At 42.0% G+C, this 15,091-nt stretch carries 21 protein-coding genes and 1 pseudogene; 1 reads left to right on the top strand and 21 read right to left on the bottom strand.

Annotated features, from left to right (window positions below; all coding sequences use genetic code 11):
* Positions 1 to 263 precede the first annotated feature (263 nt).
* The 12 genes and pseudogenes from AC3E8G_RS09595 to AC3E8G_RS09540 all read right to left on the bottom strand — a co-directional run bounded on the left by AC3E8G_RS09595 (position 264) and on the right by AC3E8G_RS09540 (position 10,524).
* Positions 264 to 1,148: a hypothetical protein gene (locus AC3E8G_RS09595; protein ID WP_490677605.1), complete on the bottom strand. Its 885-nt coding sequence runs from the start codon at positions 1,146 to 1,148 to the stop codon at positions 264 to 266.
* Between the two features lie 5 nt (positions 1,149 to 1,153).
* A complete protein-coding gene (locus AC3E8G_RS09590; RefSeq protein WP_490677604.1) occupies positions 1,154 to 1,495 on the bottom strand; it encodes a hypothetical protein in 342 nt (113 codons plus the stop codon).
* Positions 1,496 to 1,512: 17 nt separating this feature from the next.
* Positions 1,513 to 1,932: a hypothetical protein gene (locus AC3E8G_RS09585; protein WP_490677603.1), complete on the bottom strand. Its 420-nt coding sequence runs from the start codon at positions 1,930 to 1,932 to the stop codon at positions 1,513 to 1,515.
* Positions 1,929 to 2,198, bottom strand: a complete 270-nt coding sequence (locus AC3E8G_RS09580) for an SH3 domain-containing protein (RefSeq protein ID WP_490677608.1) — start codon at positions 2,196 to 2,198, stop codon at positions 1,929 to 1,931. The genes AC3E8G_RS09585 and AC3E8G_RS09580 overlap by 4 nt, the downstream gene beginning before the upstream one ends.
* Positions 2,199 to 2,246: 48 nt before the next feature.
* A pseudogene (locus AC3E8G_RS09575) lies at positions 2,247 to 2,666 on the bottom strand (peptidoglycan recognition protein family protein); the annotation flags it as partial.
* 11 nt (positions 2,667 to 2,677) lie between these two features.
* Positions 2,678 to 3,007 carry a phage holin gene (locus AC3E8G_RS09570; RefSeq protein WP_490677602.1) on the bottom strand — a complete coding sequence of 110 codons (330 nt, stop codon included), beginning with the start codon at positions 3,005 to 3,007 and terminating at the stop codon, positions 2,678 to 2,680.
* A 1-nt stretch (position 3,008) separates the two neighbouring features.
* Entirely contained in the window at positions 3,009 to 3,410 is a 402-nt protein-coding gene (locus tag AC3E8G_RS09565) for a hypothetical protein (protein WP_490677601.1), read from the bottom strand.
* 31 nt (positions 3,411 to 3,441) lie between these two features.
* Positions 3,442 to 4,059: a hypothetical protein gene (locus AC3E8G_RS09560; RefSeq protein WP_490677600.1), complete on the bottom strand. Its 618-nt coding sequence runs from the start codon at positions 4,057 to 4,059 to the stop codon at positions 3,442 to 3,444.
* Positions 4,060 to 4,062: 3 nt separating this feature from the next.
* A complete protein-coding gene (locus tag AC3E8G_RS09555; protein WP_490677599.1) occupies positions 4,063 to 4,299 on the bottom strand; it encodes a hypothetical protein in 237 nt (78 codons plus the stop codon).
* 10 nt (positions 4,300 to 4,309) lie between these two features.
* A complete protein-coding gene (locus AC3E8G_RS09550) occupies positions 4,310 to 7,507 on the bottom strand; it encodes a phage tail spike protein (RefSeq protein WP_490677598.1) in 3,198 nt (1,065 codons plus the stop codon).
* A complete protein-coding gene (locus tag AC3E8G_RS09545) occupies positions 7,504 to 8,295 on the bottom strand; it encodes a distal tail protein Dit (protein WP_490677597.1) in 792 nt (263 codons plus the stop codon). Before AC3E8G_RS09545 ends, AC3E8G_RS09550 begins: the two co-directional genes overlap by 4 nt.
* Before the next feature lie 15 nt (positions 8,296 to 8,310).
* On the bottom strand, positions 8,311 to 10,524 hold the full coding sequence (locus AC3E8G_RS09540; protein WP_490677596.1) for a phage tail protein: 2,214 nt from the start codon (positions 10,522 to 10,524) through the stop codon (positions 8,311 to 8,313).
* 85 nt (positions 10,525 to 10,609) lie between these two features.
* On the opposite strand from AC3E8G_RS09540, the gene AC3E8G_RS09535 reads away from it, so the two are divergent.
* Positions 10,610 to 11,005 (top strand): hypothetical protein, encoded by a 396-nt coding sequence (locus AC3E8G_RS09535; protein WP_490677595.1) that lies wholly within the window; start codon positions 10,610 to 10,612, stop codon positions 11,003 to 11,005.
* Positions 11,006 to 11,120: 115 nt separating this feature from the next.
* Here the strand turns inward: AC3E8G_RS09535 and AC3E8G_RS09530 are convergent, their stop codons facing one another.
* From AC3E8G_RS09530 to AC3E8G_RS09490, 9 genes are read right to left on the bottom strand one after another with little or no spacing between them, the layout of a single operon-like run.
* Entirely contained in the window at positions 11,121 to 11,447 is a 327-nt protein-coding gene (locus tag AC3E8G_RS09530; RefSeq protein ID WP_490677594.1) for a hypothetical protein, read from the bottom strand.
* Positions 11,448 to 11,491: 44 nt separating this feature from the next.
* Positions 11,492 to 11,833: a tail assembly chaperone gene (locus AC3E8G_RS09525; protein ID WP_129821873.1), complete on the bottom strand. Its 342-nt coding sequence runs from the start codon at positions 11,831 to 11,833 to the stop codon at positions 11,492 to 11,494.
* 60 nt (positions 11,834 to 11,893) lie between these two features.
* Positions 11,894 to 12,439 carry a phage major tail protein, TP901-1 family gene (locus AC3E8G_RS09520; protein WP_490677593.1) on the bottom strand — a complete coding sequence of 182 codons (546 nt, stop codon included), beginning with the start codon at positions 12,437 to 12,439 and terminating at the stop codon, positions 11,894 to 11,896.
* Between the two features lie 3 nt (positions 12,440 to 12,442).
* The gene (locus AC3E8G_RS09515; protein ID WP_490677592.1) at positions 12,443 to 12,829 is read right to left on the bottom strand and encodes a hypothetical protein; all 387 of its coding nucleotides are present in this window, start codon (positions 12,827 to 12,829) and stop codon (positions 12,443 to 12,445) included.
* Positions 12,826 to 13,134 (bottom strand): HK97-gp10 family putative phage morphogenesis protein, encoded by a 309-nt coding sequence (locus tag AC3E8G_RS09510; protein ID WP_490677591.1) that lies wholly within the window; start codon positions 13,132 to 13,134, stop codon positions 12,826 to 12,828. Before AC3E8G_RS09510 ends, AC3E8G_RS09515 begins: the two co-directional genes overlap by 4 nt.
* Positions 13,135 to 13,165: 31 nt before the next feature.
* Positions 13,166 to 13,477, bottom strand: coding sequence for a hypothetical protein (locus AC3E8G_RS09505; protein ID WP_490677590.1), 312 nt, complete (start codon positions 13,475 to 13,477; stop codon positions 13,166 to 13,168).
* Positions 13,474 to 13,821: a phage head-tail connector protein gene (locus AC3E8G_RS09500; protein WP_490677589.1), complete on the bottom strand. Its 348-nt coding sequence runs from the start codon at positions 13,819 to 13,821 to the stop codon at positions 13,474 to 13,476. Before AC3E8G_RS09500 ends, AC3E8G_RS09505 begins: the two co-directional genes overlap by 4 nt.
* 4 nt (positions 13,822 to 13,825) lie before the next feature.
* Entirely contained in the window at positions 13,826 to 14,161 is a 336-nt protein-coding gene (locus tag AC3E8G_RS09495; RefSeq protein WP_490677588.1) for a HeH/LEM domain-containing protein, read from the bottom strand.
* Between the two features lie 22 nt (positions 14,162 to 14,183).
* Positions 14,184 to 15,080 carry a phage major capsid protein gene (locus tag AC3E8G_RS09490; protein ID WP_490677587.1) on the bottom strand — a complete coding sequence of 299 codons (897 nt, stop codon included), beginning with the start codon at positions 15,078 to 15,080 and terminating at the stop codon, positions 14,184 to 14,186.
* Between the last annotated feature and the right edge of the window lie 11 nt (positions 15,081 to 15,091).

The following is a 15,091-nucleotide window of genomic DNA, read 5'->3' as shown; positions in this document are numbered from 1 at the left end:
CAATCTATGGTTACCATTAAATACTGATAGCTTTCTAACAGATTGAAAACACGGTATTTTTAGAAAAAATACCTATCAAATAATTTCGGATAATTGAAATAAACCGTAGTCAAATCGTATTCATTTTTTGCCCGTATAGTTGAGAAAGTGAGCCTAAAAGGGCTTTTTTTCGTTATAATAGACAATTTTAAAAATTGCCGTTATAACAGACAACAAAAAAGCCCTCCCAAAAATGGGAGGGTGTGTGTCTTATATCTAATAAATTATAGAGTTACCGGCCAAGGGTCATCCGTAACATAAGATATCAGAGATACTCGAATATCGCCAATATCACGGTCAGTCGGTACGGGATCTAAAAACTGAAACCTTAAATGATTAGCGTCGGTAGCAGAACCTATATACCATGTACCATACGGTACACCATTGTCGTTGAATATTTGACCGATTAACGAGAAAGGCGCTCGAAAACCATACGGAACTTCTCCATTGTTTAAAATGAATACTTTCTTTTCTCGATTGCTCGGATGTGTAGCGTAACCCGGAGCGCCACGACGAAGTATTCCAAACCATCCCCATTGTAACCCCTCGAACTTGTACGTCACTTGATTGTTAATTCGTCTGACGTGTAAGGCAGAAGCCCCTAACGTCGAGAGTGTTTTTAACTTCTTCCAACCAGTATCACCCGTCAAGACTTCCCAGCCTTGATTATCAGTTCCTCGTCTCTTGATCCATTTAAGAGCGCCATTCGTCGCGTTGGTATCGACGTATGTCGTACCAACTGGGGCAGTAACTCGCCCGTTAGGCATACCAGTTCCGTGGATTTCGTACTCGTTGGCTTGCCCAGTGCCAGCGCTTCGCTTCAATTCTTCCAGATCGTTTTTGGTTGCAAGCTGGCTTGTGTCCACCACTGGAATTTTTGACTTGGTGACGAATGGATCACCGCCATTTTTTAATTTATCATCAATAAGAGCGTCCAGACCAAGTTCTAGGTGCTTGGTCTTGATGTTTTCCGTCATTTGGTTTTGAAGCGTGGAATAGGTCGGGAATAGTTCATAAGCCTTTGTTTCTTTCAAGTATTCAGCTTGTTTTGAAGTCAGCGCCTTAATATCCCGGCCAATCGCTTTTATAACTTCAATAATGTTATTCATGGCCGTCACTCTTTCGCTGTGGTGTAAGTTGCCACTAAATCAAGGTTTTCCAAGTCGGTGAACTTTTGGCCCAGTTCCGTCATTTTGGCAATGATGGCACTATCTGGATTTTCGCCCGCTTTGATCTTGTCAGCAATCTCTTTCAGCGTATCCAATTCTTCCGGCGTACCTTCTCCAAGGATGGCCGTTTTCACGCCCTGGATAGCTGTTTCTAGTTGTTGCTGTGTGATTCCACCTCGACCGTTTTCAGTTTTTTCAGCCTTGTTTGCCAATTCGCGCTTGATTTCCTTGATATCAAGCCCTACGGCTTGGGCAAATCGTGTAAGTCGTTCAGTGTTTAAACTCATTATTTCTCCTTATCTGTTTAAATTTTGGCTAGGTTGTAAAGATCCACCAATTCAGGGAGGTTATCTTTTTCACTTTCTTTTACAAGGTCTTGAACTTGCTCGCTAGTGTATTCCTCAACTGATTGGATAACGTCAACTTTAGCGCTTCTATCACTCGGAAAGACATAGTTACCAGCTTCAATTTCAATGTGATAAATTCCAACTGGTAAGACTTTACCGATTTTAAAACTAACCTTGGAATTTTCTACAAGGGATTCAATTTCAATCTTCCCTTTGCTGTTTCCAAGACGAACCTTTGCCGTTTGACCATCTAGGCTAGTAATTTTTTTGTTTTCATAGTCTAAAAGCTCAAACTCAAAAAGGGAGGAAAAGTCACCTTGTTTAATGACTTCCCCGCCCTTCGTTTGGTTCAAATTCGTTGAATTAAATCCAATCATTCAAGCATACCCCATAAATCAGTACGGTTGCCGGCTTCATCCACGGGACCAATAGCCATATAATTCCGGTTTCCAGATTCTCCCACGTAAGAGATCCAGCGGAATCCAGCATTAGTACCCTTAGAATCGTAGTGAACCTTTTCACCCGGCTGGTAAGTCGCCACGATTTCACCAGTTAAATCTGGATAACGGCGGACATTAATAGGGCTATCGCCCACCGTGAAAGTAGCGTCTTCAGGGAAGAATGGAACTTCATGGTTGTCCATGACTTCCGTAATGATTTCTTTCAATTCTTCTTTTTCTAACGGTTCGCCCTTTGGTCGGAAAGCAGTAGGATAAAGCGCACTATATGGATAGATAGCTAAATCAAAGCTAGCGCCCCCGTTTGGTCCAGGTTCACCGCTTTGGTTTTGACCAAGGAACCAACCTTGGGAACCGTCAATGTCTCCTACAAAAATAGCAACGTGTGAAACTGGCGTTACTGCTGTTTCCATGAAAATAGCTACTTCTCCGCCTTGCATAATTTCAACTTCATCAAAATAGTCCAAGATCCCGTTGCTATAACGCTGTTCCCAAAGGTCTTTCACATACCCGGAATCTGTACAGTTAGCAAACGGGACACCAAGCCATAAGCAATATTTAGCGTAACCGTCCCAGCATTGCCAACCAAACCAACCGTCGATATCAAACCCACGGCCTAACACTTCGTCTTGAAATAGTTTTACTTTATCCATGTTTTTTTACCTCAATTTTTCCAAGCTTCGTTTGCTGTTTTTACAGCGGATTCAATAAACGTATTCAACTGATCGTTCGTTAAATAGATATTGTGTGCTTCAAGCCCTTCAATAAGGCTTGTTTTAGCGTATTCAAGCTTGTCTTTCCCATGGATGTCCAACTTGTCCGCTACTTGTTCGGTAGCATTAACGGCATTTTTAGCTAAAATTTCAACCACTTCAAGGGCTTTCTTTCCACCACGGGTTACCAAGTAGTTTTTAACCGCACCGGCCACAATACCGATAAGCGCGGTTAAGATACTTAAAGAACTAGCTACGACAATTTCAGTAATTTGATTCATTTCAATTTTCCTCTTTTATTTCTAGGTCTAAAAACCGTTCAAATAGCACTTTAATAGCACCATTCCCGCCCAACTCAATGTAACTTTCATAAAGGCGGGAAAGTTCTTCTATTTCGTGCTGGTTAGTATGCCCTCTTTTAAGGGCATTTTTCAAATTTTCTTGCAATCGAAAGCGCTGTAAGCGTTGCAAGCCTTTTCCGATAATAGATAGATTTTTCTGGTTATCTTCTCCAATCCCTTCCACATTCAAAACGGATTTCTCTAAATCGTCAATCTTGTCTGAAAGATCTCTTAATTTTTGGTCCGCCTCTTTTGTGGTTTTGGTGCTCTTGAAGGAAAAGTAACTAGGAATGATCACAACTAAAACCGGCGTTAGCTTGTCAATTAGGTCCACTAGGGCCATTTTAACCACCTCCCTATCTGGTTCTAATTGTTTATTGTGCCGGTTGCGTTTCTAACTCATTTGAAGCTTTTGGCGTTTCCTTCGGCTCAGTCCATTTCCAAATACCGATTTTTCCGTTTTTATCCAAATCTTCAAGCTGTTCCAAGGTTTCCCCTTTATAGGTAAATGCTTGATTTACTTGGACCATGACGCGTTTTCCTTCTTGGAATTTCTCAACATGGTCCGGTTTTTCAAGCGTGAAAATTTCCTGTGGTTGGTAAGTTTTACCATTTTGTCCAAGGTCAACCAACTCCAAACCACGTTTAAAGACGGTCGGATCTAACGGGTGATCTACGTCAGTAACACGCGCCAAAACTGCCCAATCTGCCACGGCTTTTACTTCAGCGATTTTAGCGTCTTTTTCAGCTAGCTTTTCTTCATAGCTTTCAGCTTGCGTGTGCAAGTCTTCTTGCAACTTCTTCACCCCGTCGGCTGGATTGAACTCTGTCGCAATCTGGCCAAGTACCGCCTCGATAAGAGCCTCGTCTGTGTCGTTGGTACGGTCACCAATCAATACACGGTCAAAGGCCGTATATGGATTTTCTTGACGAATTGCTACAAATGTGCGGTTGGCGTCTTGTGCGTATTTATTTACTACTTTAAAAGTCATATATTATTTTTCCTTTTCTAATTTTTCAGCTACTTCATCAAAGAGTTCTTTGAGTGCTTGGTCTGCTTCTAGTACGCTGTTAATGCGTTCTAGTTGCGCTTGTGTTTGTGTAAGTTGCGATTGCATTTCAGCGAGTTTGTCTTGGGCTTCCTCGTACAAGACCTTGTAATTCGAGGCTTCTACGATTGAGCTTGCGAGCTTCTGTGCAATCTCGTTTACGATTTTATCTACTGTGTTCATAGTGTCCTTTCTATTTAGGGCCGATTGTTGTCCAATTATATTCGACTCGGTTGACGGTGACATCGTGAAGTTGTCTGATATTTCGGTAAATGTCATTTAATATAGCTTTCAATCCGTAATTTCCATAGCTTGAAAGTATAATATCCTCGATATTCCAAATGACGTTAGTAACCGTATTTATTGCGATTGACTTTGGATCTGTCGCATTGTACATAAACTCAACCATATCACCATAAATATTAACGGCCGTCGTGTTGTCGTTCGTGTTCCAAATTTGAATCCCAGCGCTTCCGTCGTCCATCGCCACCCGCTTGTTAGAATTTGACATTAAGGCGGTATATGACCCCGGCTTACCGCTAATAGACCCCTCTCCAAATACGAGGTATTGAATAGGTTTATTTCTGAATTGGTTTCGGATACCTACTGCGTTGTTGTTCATGTCAATCCAGCCCGTCTGTAAATCAAAGTCAGTAACACCATTCAGCGACGATAGCTTACCGCCTTTGATAACATTAGCAGTCAGCCCATCCGCTGTGATATTCTTAGCCGATACGTTGATAAGTCGCGCCGTGCTTGCGTCAATTTCGTCAATGTGAGCCGTTCCTATCTGGGCCTTGCCGATCATAGATTTTTTGATGACTCCGTCTTTGATAATGGTCTTCTCACCGACTGAAAGCAAGCCCTCGTTGATTCGGACTGACCCGTCTGGATTGAGATTAATCGCTCCCAGTACGTCGCCCGCACTATTGAGATTGCGTACCGACCAAGATCCAGCTAGTTGTGTAACTTGTGTCCGTACTGCTTCAAGTGGTTCGTTGGAATCATCTGGTGATGGTTGCCACTTCCTATCAGCCGTGCCTTCGTAGAAGTCCAACTCTGTCATAAATAAACCGCCCCACTTAGTCAAGTCAGCTTTTAGATACTCAAACTGTAAATAGCCTTCATCAAAATCTTCAACGTTAAACTTAAAGGACTTTTTGAGTGCATTTGAACTACTAAAAATTGGACTGCCCGTACTACTGAATATTAATTGTTTTTCTTGGTAATCTACTACGGCTCCTTTTCTTCGTTTGCAAAAATAGATTTTAAAACTTTGTGAGTTCGCGTCAAAACCAAGCATATTTAACATATAGTCAGCGCCACGTTTGACGATAAATCTTGGGCTTTTAACAATAGCCTCATGACTTATTTCAAACATTCGTTTTTGACCATTGAAGTAGTAAGAGTGGTTTGTGAAATTCAATTTTCCGTTGGCTTCCGTCCAATATTTCAACCCGTCATCCGCTCGTGAGTTTCGAAGCATATTCGGACCACCCGTTGTGCTGTACTTCCCGACTTCCGTCTGGAATATCTCGCTAGACATAACCAAACGAGATAGCTTGTCTGGTGCGTCTGTTTCGGATGTACCGATGATACGCTCATAGAGTTTGTTTGATTCTGTGAGTTTCTGGAATTCTATGGTCTGCTTTTGAATTTCTACCGATTGTCTTTGAAGATTCTCCGACTGTGTTCGGATATTTTGATTAATTCCAGCCAAAGCGCGTCCAATATCTCTTTGCTCTGCAAAATCATTCCTGATATTTTGGTAGATTTTATTATAAATCGTTCCGGAATCCGTTTCTTTTAAAGTTTCAGCTACCTTCTTACTTAGATCTTGACTTTCCAATACTTGCCGTTTTACCTGCTCGGATAGTCTAGCGGTGTCTGGAATGGTGCCGGCTTGTCGTAAAGCTTCTTCAGCTTTTTGGTTCGCTGTTTGAATTGCTTGATCAGTCGTTTGCTTCAGTTCATTAAATTTCTGATCGATTTTCTCTCGCAAACTTACTTCATTGTAAGTCCTTAAGATTTCTTCCCACGCTTCACCCGTCCAGCGTTGCATGATAGTATGCCCTTCATGTTCCGGGTCCGGCTTGTACCAAATGTCATTAATCAATACTTTTTTAGGGTATTTCTTAACAGGGTCTTCCGCGCTGTACCAGTTAGTGTTGTAACCGTCCGCGGACTTAACAAAATCCGGCAACTTTTGGACAAAGCTGTTGAACTCATTGTTAATAAAGTCTTCAACTGCTTTATCCGCTACGCTCTGGATCTTAGAGTTTGCACTCTCGCTTATTTGGTCGCCTAACTTGATATCACTAGACTGATTATTCAAACGGTTGAAAGTAATTTCAAATACCCGTGTATCATAGTCTAGTTTCTTATCGTGTCGGACTACCCGGATAGTGTCCCCGATTTTAACACCCTTCAAGTAAACGCTTGACGTTTTTAGGGTTAATTGTGGACGGGACGCATTAACCAAAGCTTGATAAGTCAGTCTTATCAATTCGTTGGGATTTTCTTCCTCGTTAAAATCAACAAAACCAATCTTTGCCCTCATGCTTCCATCTGCGTTCTTTATCCCGTAACGTCTAGTCATTTCAGGATCTTCAAGGTATCTTTGCCCCAGCGGTTTATCTAGCGGATTTCCTTTAGCCTTGGACCATACCACATTTTCAAAGGTGATTTTTCTGCCGTAGCCGTCCGCGGTCTTTCCGCTACTTTCAGCGCTTGAAACTTGCTCACCTTTCCCACGGCCAACTAGGGCTGTGTAAATATTGGTCCTTTCAATTTCCTTTAAAATTTCCAGGGCGTTATGGCCGTAAACTACACGCTTCCCGGTAGCTTCACCAATTCTCTTTTTAAAATCAATATACCGGGCGCCTATTCCGTTGCCGTTCATTTCTACAAAAAACTGCATTTCCAAGCCCCAAACCTTACAGATTTTTTTCAGGGCGTCAAAAACAGAAATGTAATAGAAATTAGTGCTACGGTTGATGGTTTCAGCAACAAAACGGGCGCGCCAGTTTGTATTTTTTAAAAGGTCATTAATGACTGCTTCAGCCCGCATATTATTAGGACGCTTGTCAAAGACCGGGGTTTTCCTTAATTCTTCAATTCCAGACTGTACGCCCGTAAACGTTGTAATATCGCCTACTGTTTTCCTTTGGGCAATGTAAAAGTAGTGGTATTGATGGTTGTCTTCCATTGACTGGATGGCCATATACTCCACTTGCTCAAACTCATCATCATTCAGGGCTTTCATTTCAACTGTCAAGCGGTCTGAAATATAGTTTTCAGTGGTCAATGAATAAGTCTGAAGGGCTGTTTTGACCGCTTTTCGATTTACGATTTTAACAAGCTTTTCTTTTTCATCAAAAAGATAAATCATGCTCTCTCATCCCTCCAAACTACCTTCTTAACCGTCGCATTAACCGCGGTTATCGTGTCACCGTTCCGGACTGTAAAATTTTCTAGCGGACTGAATCGCTCTAATTCACTTAGGATATTCCGGCCACCATACGTTATTTTGATTTCATCCGGATCAAAAGAAATAATAATATCTTTCCCCGGTGTATAGGTCCCAGCAAAAGAAAGCACCTTGGACCCATTCAAAATTTGAAGCTGGTTTGTGGTCTTGGTTGGTGTAACCGTGATAGATTCTGGTAACACCTCCACCGCGTCCACCAAAGAAATAGGCCCCGTTGAATTTTGGGGCCGTTTTTTCTTATAACCATCTGGAATCAGCAAGCTAAACTTACTAACGATACTTAGGCTTGTTTCTTCGAAGCTATCCGCACCGTTAAAATAGCCGTAGTAAATGTAATCAGGTTCATCCCTAAAAGAGATTTCAAGGAACCCGCTAGGCGCGTGTGTCCTTAGAATTTTATTCAATTTAGCAAACCGTTCCCGCATTTGGGCGCTAGTGTCCGCTTTAAGCTGGTATTTGATTTCTAGGGTGCGTTCTTCATCTGAAAAACCATCCGCCCAGACACCACGCCGGCCAGGGACTTTAGTAGTGGAAACATTCCGCCCCAATAGCCCCCGGCCTGTTACTGTCAAGTGTCGGTACCCCTCAACTAAACTATTAAGGGGTTGTCCATTAATTAGTAGGTTATCGCTAGGCTCAAAAGTAGCAACTTCCTGATCTAATTTTCCTAAACTAGTATAGTTATACATACTTCATCACCCTTTCTAATAACTTCCTAAAATTAATTCCATTTCTTGTTCTCGTGTGATGTCATTCGTGAATGCTCGGTAAGTTGTGCTTCCAAGTTTCAAGGTAATATCTGCCGGCTGTTGGTTCACCGTCAAAATTCCACCGGCAAAATTAACGTTTGGATCATAAGCGGTCAAGCTTCCCAAAGCACCTTCTACTGTGCTTAGTTCGTCCTGGAATACTCCAGACAAGTCTTTGCCAGCAAAGGCGTCAATAGCCCCTTGGGCCATGCTACCTACTGATTTAGCCACGTTTTCGGCCTTGCTATCCACCCCGTCAATGAAACCTTGGTCGGTATAGATACCGAACTGTTTGAATACCCGTGATGGCGAATGGATACCAAGCAGATTTTTAGCCCAATCAATCGCACCGCTTACCGCGTCGCCTACGGCATTAATCAAGTTACCCGCAAAGTTTTTAACACCATCCACAAAACCAGTAATTAGATTAGCCCCTACGTCAATAGCTCCGCTTATAAAGTTTCTAGCACCTTCTACTGCGCCAGAAAAAGCGGTAGTAACCGCATTGACAATATTAGAACCCGCTGTGGTAACGGTTGAAACTACTGTATTCCAGCCATTTGAGATAGTGCTAGTAATTCCACTCATAAATCCACTAATTCCGGACGTAATGCCATTCCAAGTGGATGAGATAAACGAACTAATACCGGACATAATACCAGACAAGAAAGAACTAATAGCGTTCCAAGCGCCAGTAATAACGCCGGTAATCACTCCAAGGGTTCCGCTTATAATAGAACTAATTCCGTCCCAAACAGACCCAGTAAAGTCCTTAATACCGCCCCAAATCGTGTTCCAGATATCAGAAATCGTATTCAGCACGGTTTCAATCACGGTCTTAATCGCATTGATAACAGTAGTTACTGTTTCTGTGATTGCGTTCCAGACTGTCTGTAAGACGGTCAAAATCCCGTTCCAAATATTATTCCAAAGGTCTGAAATAAAAGTAAGGACGGTATTAATAACGTCACTCACAACCTGGATAGCGGTTTGGACGATTGTAACGATAAGATCCCAAATGGTTTGTAGAACCGTAGAAATCACGTTCCAGATTACCGTCCAAATCTCTTTCAAGAGATTGAGGCCGGCTTGGATAATTGTAATTAAACCTTGGATAGCAATTCCGATAACGGTTTTAATGCCTTCCCAGATATTTCCTACAATCTCTTTTAAAGTTTCCCAAGCGCCGGACCAGTCGCCCGTGATGATCTGCATGATTAACTTGATAACGCCTAAAATGACATTCAAACCGGTTTCTACGATAGTCTTAATTAAATCCCATACGGTTTTAACAATTGGTACTATCGTATTCCAACCAGCTTCAAGGATTGGTGCGATTGCGTCCATTACGGTTTCAACAACTGCTTTGATTGCGTTCCAGATTGTTTCAGCAGTTTTTAAAATCAATTCATGATTTTCGTTCCACCAATTGATCAGACCGCCAAAGATTTCTTTAACAAAGCTTACTACTTCATTAACTGCACTTGACACGGCCTTAGAAACCGCTTGGAAAGCGGAATTAACTTTATCCCGGAATTTCTCACTTGTTTTATACAAACCGACTAGGCCGGCCACGAAGACACCGACAAGCCCGATTACTACCCACATAGGGCCACTAATAGCACCAAGGGCGCTACCAATCGAACCAAAGAAACCGGAAATAGCTGTGCCACCACCCGCTACACTTTGGAAGCCAGTGACTAGGGCAGAAACCGCGCTTGAAACCTTGCTTACAATTCCAACAATTCCACCTACTACTTTAGTAATGGTACTTACTACCGTAAGGATTGGACCAGCAGAAACTACAATCGCGCCAACCCATTTCTGCCATGGTTTCAGTGGTAAGTTGTCCCAGATTGTTTTTAAAACTCGGACAATATTGTCTTTGAAATTGGCTATGGTATCGCTTAGGTCCTTCATCAAGCCTTTAATATCAGCATTTTTCTGACCAAGCCCCGCCACCAAGTTTTGGGCGGAAGCCTTCATGGCTTCAAAGGAACCTGTCACTGTTTCGCTTGCTTCTTTGGCCGTTGTTCCAGTGATTCCCATCCGTTCTTGTGTAACGTGAATCGCTTGAATCAGCTTGTCGAACGGAATATCCTTCACGTTTTTGGCTGTAGCTTTGAAGCTATCACCCATAACGCCGGATTCGTTAACCAGCCGGGCCATTTCTTCTTGAGTACCACCATAACCAAGTTTCAAGTTATCAAGCATGGTATAGTTGTCTTTCGCAAAGCCCTGATAAGCGTTTTGAATGTCTGAAATGTTAGTACCGAACTTGTTCGCATTATCCGCCATGTCCACGATAGCCATATCAGCATATTTTGAAGCTTGGACGGTATCACCGCCTAAACCTTGTAGCAAACTAGCAGAAAAGGAAGTAACTTGCTCCATGTATTTCACGCCTGAAATGCCGGCCCGCTTGTATGCTGTTTCTGAATTTTTGATAACAGTTTTAGCGGAATCCTTGAATAGTGTTTCAACCCCGCCCAGGGCTTGTTCTAGTCCGGCAAAAGATTTAATAACACCACCGACAGCACCGGCTACCGGCAAAGTGAAACCGGCTGTCATTCCAGCCCCTACTTTCATCATGGAATCGCCTACGCTATTAATCGAACCGCTCAACCTTTCAAGGCTTGAACCAGTCTGATTTTTCAAACTAGCAAGGGAGGCTTGGGCCTCTTTCAAACCGCTTTGAAAGTCGGAAACGTTCGCTTTTAGTATGGCTGTTACGTCAAAATTTACTCCCATTAATTACCTCCTTCCTATGCTTTATTCATCAACCTATTTCTTTCAGCCATATCCACTTTTCTGTTTGGTCCGGACTGATTAGGTTGATTTTTTTTGAAAATCTTGTCAAATTCTTTTTGATGGTCATAAAAATCATTAAAGTTTTTAAAGGCCGGACGGGCGGACTTACCGCGTCCCTTTTGAGCTTTAACCGACTGGTTAAACCAAGCTTGGATAGCAGAGTTTAACCGCTTGTCCTCTTGCTGGATCGCGTAAGCCATGTTATAGATTTCAAATTCTTCTAGCGTTGTCCGCATAGCCTCTTTGAAAGTCATACCATGCCGGGCAATTAATAACGCCAAAGCTTCATCATAACCAAAATTAGAACTTGATTCTTGCGCTTGCCCTACTCCGCTAGGTTCATGGCCTTTTTGAGTAGGGGTGACGCTTTTAACTCTTGCATGATTTCTTCAATGGTCTGATCATACTTTTCATTTACAATTAGATCTTCAAGAAATTCTTCAATAGCGTCATTTGATGGCTTTTGTGCTTCCGTAACAGTCGCGGACTTAATCAAGTCAATCAAGGCCAAAGGGTCATTCATTGCGCGCCCAGCGTTAAACATAGTCATAGCGCCATAGCCTGTTTTCATTCCTTCCATTTCAACCGAATGAAGTTTGTTCATTTCACGCAAGAAACCAATTCCAAAGCGTAAAGTATAGTCTTTTCCACCAATATTTAAAATCATGTGTGTTTTTCTCCTTTAAAAAAATTAAAAAAATAAGGGGCTTATTAAAGCCCCTAAAAATTAAGCTGGTAACCCGGTACCTTCGCTCTCTTTGGCCAAAGTGTGGTAGTCGTACTGTGCCTTATTAATAGCGGATTTTTGGCTTTCTGTTAGTACATCTGTACTAATTACACCATTTCCATCAATCGCTACTTCATAGGTTAATTCAACCTTACCATCAGCCGGCGCGGAAATTTCAAAGTTTTTGAAGAATCCTTGGTAGTATTCTACGTCATATTTTTCTTTTCCGTCATCTTCAAATTTGCTAGCAAGGTCCACAAGCCAAACTTCGATCTTGTCAGTGTTGCGGAACCATTTGCGCATTTCTTTCCACATATTCACCGTGTCTTTATCTTCACGGTAAGCAAGTGAAGTAAATTCCCCTGAAGTTTCACCATCTGAAACAGAGTTTACAACTCCATCTTTGGTTTTCGTGGTTTCAACTTCTTTTTCAGCGTTCAAAGTCAATTCCGTTTGGAATCTTACTTTTCCGGCGTCTTGTTTTTTCTGGTCTTTAACGCGTCGGAAAAACGCGATAAAGTCTTTTCCTTGAATTAATTCAGCCATTAGTTATTTTTTCTCCTTCTTAGTATAGGTAAACTTGACATCCAAGACCACATGAAGCAAAGGCCGGACATCTGTATTATCTGGTATGATCTGTTTATTAGTGTTAGTGTGCTGTAAGTGATATTCCCACTTCCCAGAAATGTTTTTGACATTCGTTTCTAAATAGGCTGTTATATCGTCCAAAATAGCCCGCTGTGTCCTTTCAGCGTAAATGTGGACCGTTTGACCCACCTCGCCCCAAAGGTCGTTATTTGGGCTTTCTAGGGCGTTATTTTCGCCTATGTAAATAAAGGGGTATTGTGTCCCGGCTTCGGGCAAAAAGTCAAAGGTTTTTTCCCTTGCTTCCGCCATCATATAAATCAATCTGAATAATTCATGGTTTGGCGTCATTTGAAAGCCCCCTTCATTACGTTTGTCATATCTTCCTGAAATTGTGGTTGAACTTCCTGGATCATTGGACGCATGAAAGGCGTCCCTGGTTGAAACCGGGTGCCATACTCCTGGTAACCGGCATAACCGGCTTCAGCGTGTATGTGTGCTTCCATGCCCTGGTAATTCGTTGTTATGTGATTCTTTAAGAAGCTTGTATCAACCGGCGCTTTCTTCTTTGCTATGGCTTTGCCACGTTCGCCATTGTTCTTTAAGACCGCTATTGACTGCTTTACCGCGTCCGGGTGAGCATTTGAAATTGTCATAGTCAGCTTTTCCAAGCCGTGCCATTTAACCTTAACGCCCAAAAGGGCCTACTTTCTTCAACCGTACCGCCCCTTTTATTGGTGCGTCGATTGCTTCGATAGGCTCATAGGTGTTACCTTCAAAAACGGCTTGCGTGAATGGTGCTTGTTCTTTTTGAAACCTACAAATAATAACTGTATCTGTCCGATTCCCGTAGTTTTCAAAGACTTTAGCTTGACTGACTTTGTTCACAAAACAAGGAACCGTAACGGTTCTTCTTACTTGCATTTCATAACTATCCGTTTCCGGATTGTATTTCTTACGCCCCCCACAAATTAGGATAATTCGGTGTGGTGTCTTCATAGGAAAAACACCTTTCCGCGTTCCCGTTGTGTACCGTCCAGGCCAAAATCTTTGTTAAGAATGGCCATATACGGTTTGAATAGGTTATCCCATTCCTGATAGGTAACAGAATAACCATCAACCGTTTCAGTCGTTACACCCTCGGAACCTTTCCGCCCGTACATTTTATAGACCACGGTCTCGATCATGAAATTATACTTACTGTTAATTTCAATCGTCCCAGTTAGTCCCTTAAAATAGCTTTCAGCGTCTTCCACTAAATCATTCAACAAATCATTTTCATAGTTGTCGGAAGGGTCAATACCCAACCGACGTTTGATTTTTGCTAGTTGGGCTTCTTCCATCTGTTTATTCCCCTTCGATAGTTTGGGCCAAAGCTACTAGATCCGCTTTTTTGGCGTCTGCTTCATACTCTACGCCAGCGCCATCAAGTAACTCTTTCAATTCTGCCACTTTCAATTTTTCAACTGGTTTTTCTTCAGTTCCTTCAACCGGTGCTTCTTCCTCGTTTGGTGCTGGTGCTGGTGTTTCTTCACCCTTAACGCCCAATACACCCTTACCGATCAATTCAGCAATTCGATCTTTGGAAACTTCAAAACCTTCACGGGGGAAAGTGTCCCCTGTTTCGTAAAAGCGGTTATTATCCTTAGTGTCGATAATATTACGGGTCACAATATAGGTCATTGGTTACCCCTTTCTAATCTAATTAGACATTTTCAGCGGAAGCGGTCAACTTAGCAAAGGCGTTTGCCTTAGTAACCATTACAGCGATATCCATAGTAACGCGAACCGCTACCATTTCTTGTTCAAACAAGTTAATTGGTGTGCCGTCTTGGTTTTTCATGGTTGAAATTTGACCTTCTTCAGAAATCTTGAAATTGATATTGTAAGGTACACCATAAATCAAGCTATTGAAATCACCGGCCAAAAGGTCGCCTTTCTTAAATTGTTTTGATTTAAGATCCACGGTAGTAATGCCGTCAATGGTATTGTTCGCCTTGTCGTAAATTGTTTTCTTGTCGCCGTCGCGTGATTCACGCAATGCAGAGCGGTTTTGGATTTTAGAAACAAAGGCGTTAGGGTTAATGTCCGCTTCATAAAGCTTATCTTCCAATTTAAGAAGGTTTTCATAGTTGATAGGACCAACTACGACTTGGCTTGAATCTTTAGCGGACTTAGCTACTGAATTGGCAAAAGGTGTTTCATGCCCCAAAAGTCCAGCTTCATCAATCTTAGTATGGAAAGCTTCCACAATTTGCGGTTTCATATCTTCAAAGAATTTTTCCCATGTGTAGTTAAGGGCTTCACGGGAAGCAACTAGGATAATACCCAATTTGTGAGCCTTCAAAGTAACAGGCACTACTTCAGGTTTATCAGTCTTGATTTTTTCGGTTTCGTTTACCCAATAAGCGGAAACGCCATCTGTTTGCACGTAAACGGTTTTTTCTTGCAAACCATCCATTTCATGGTATTGCCCAAGTTGCATTACTACCGAATTTTCAGCGACATCCTTCATAATAATGTCTGTCATTTTTTTAGTAAAAGTTCCATCTTTTTTCTCTGAAACCAATACTTTATCCGGGTTAAAAGTTTGTACTGTCATATTTTAAAATT

The sequence above is a fragment of the Streptococcus sp. SCPM-O-B-15294 (M123) genome, from assembly GCF_058200455.1.
Note: the sequence above shows the minus strand (reverse complement) of the source record. Positions and strands in the feature narration are given on the sequence as shown.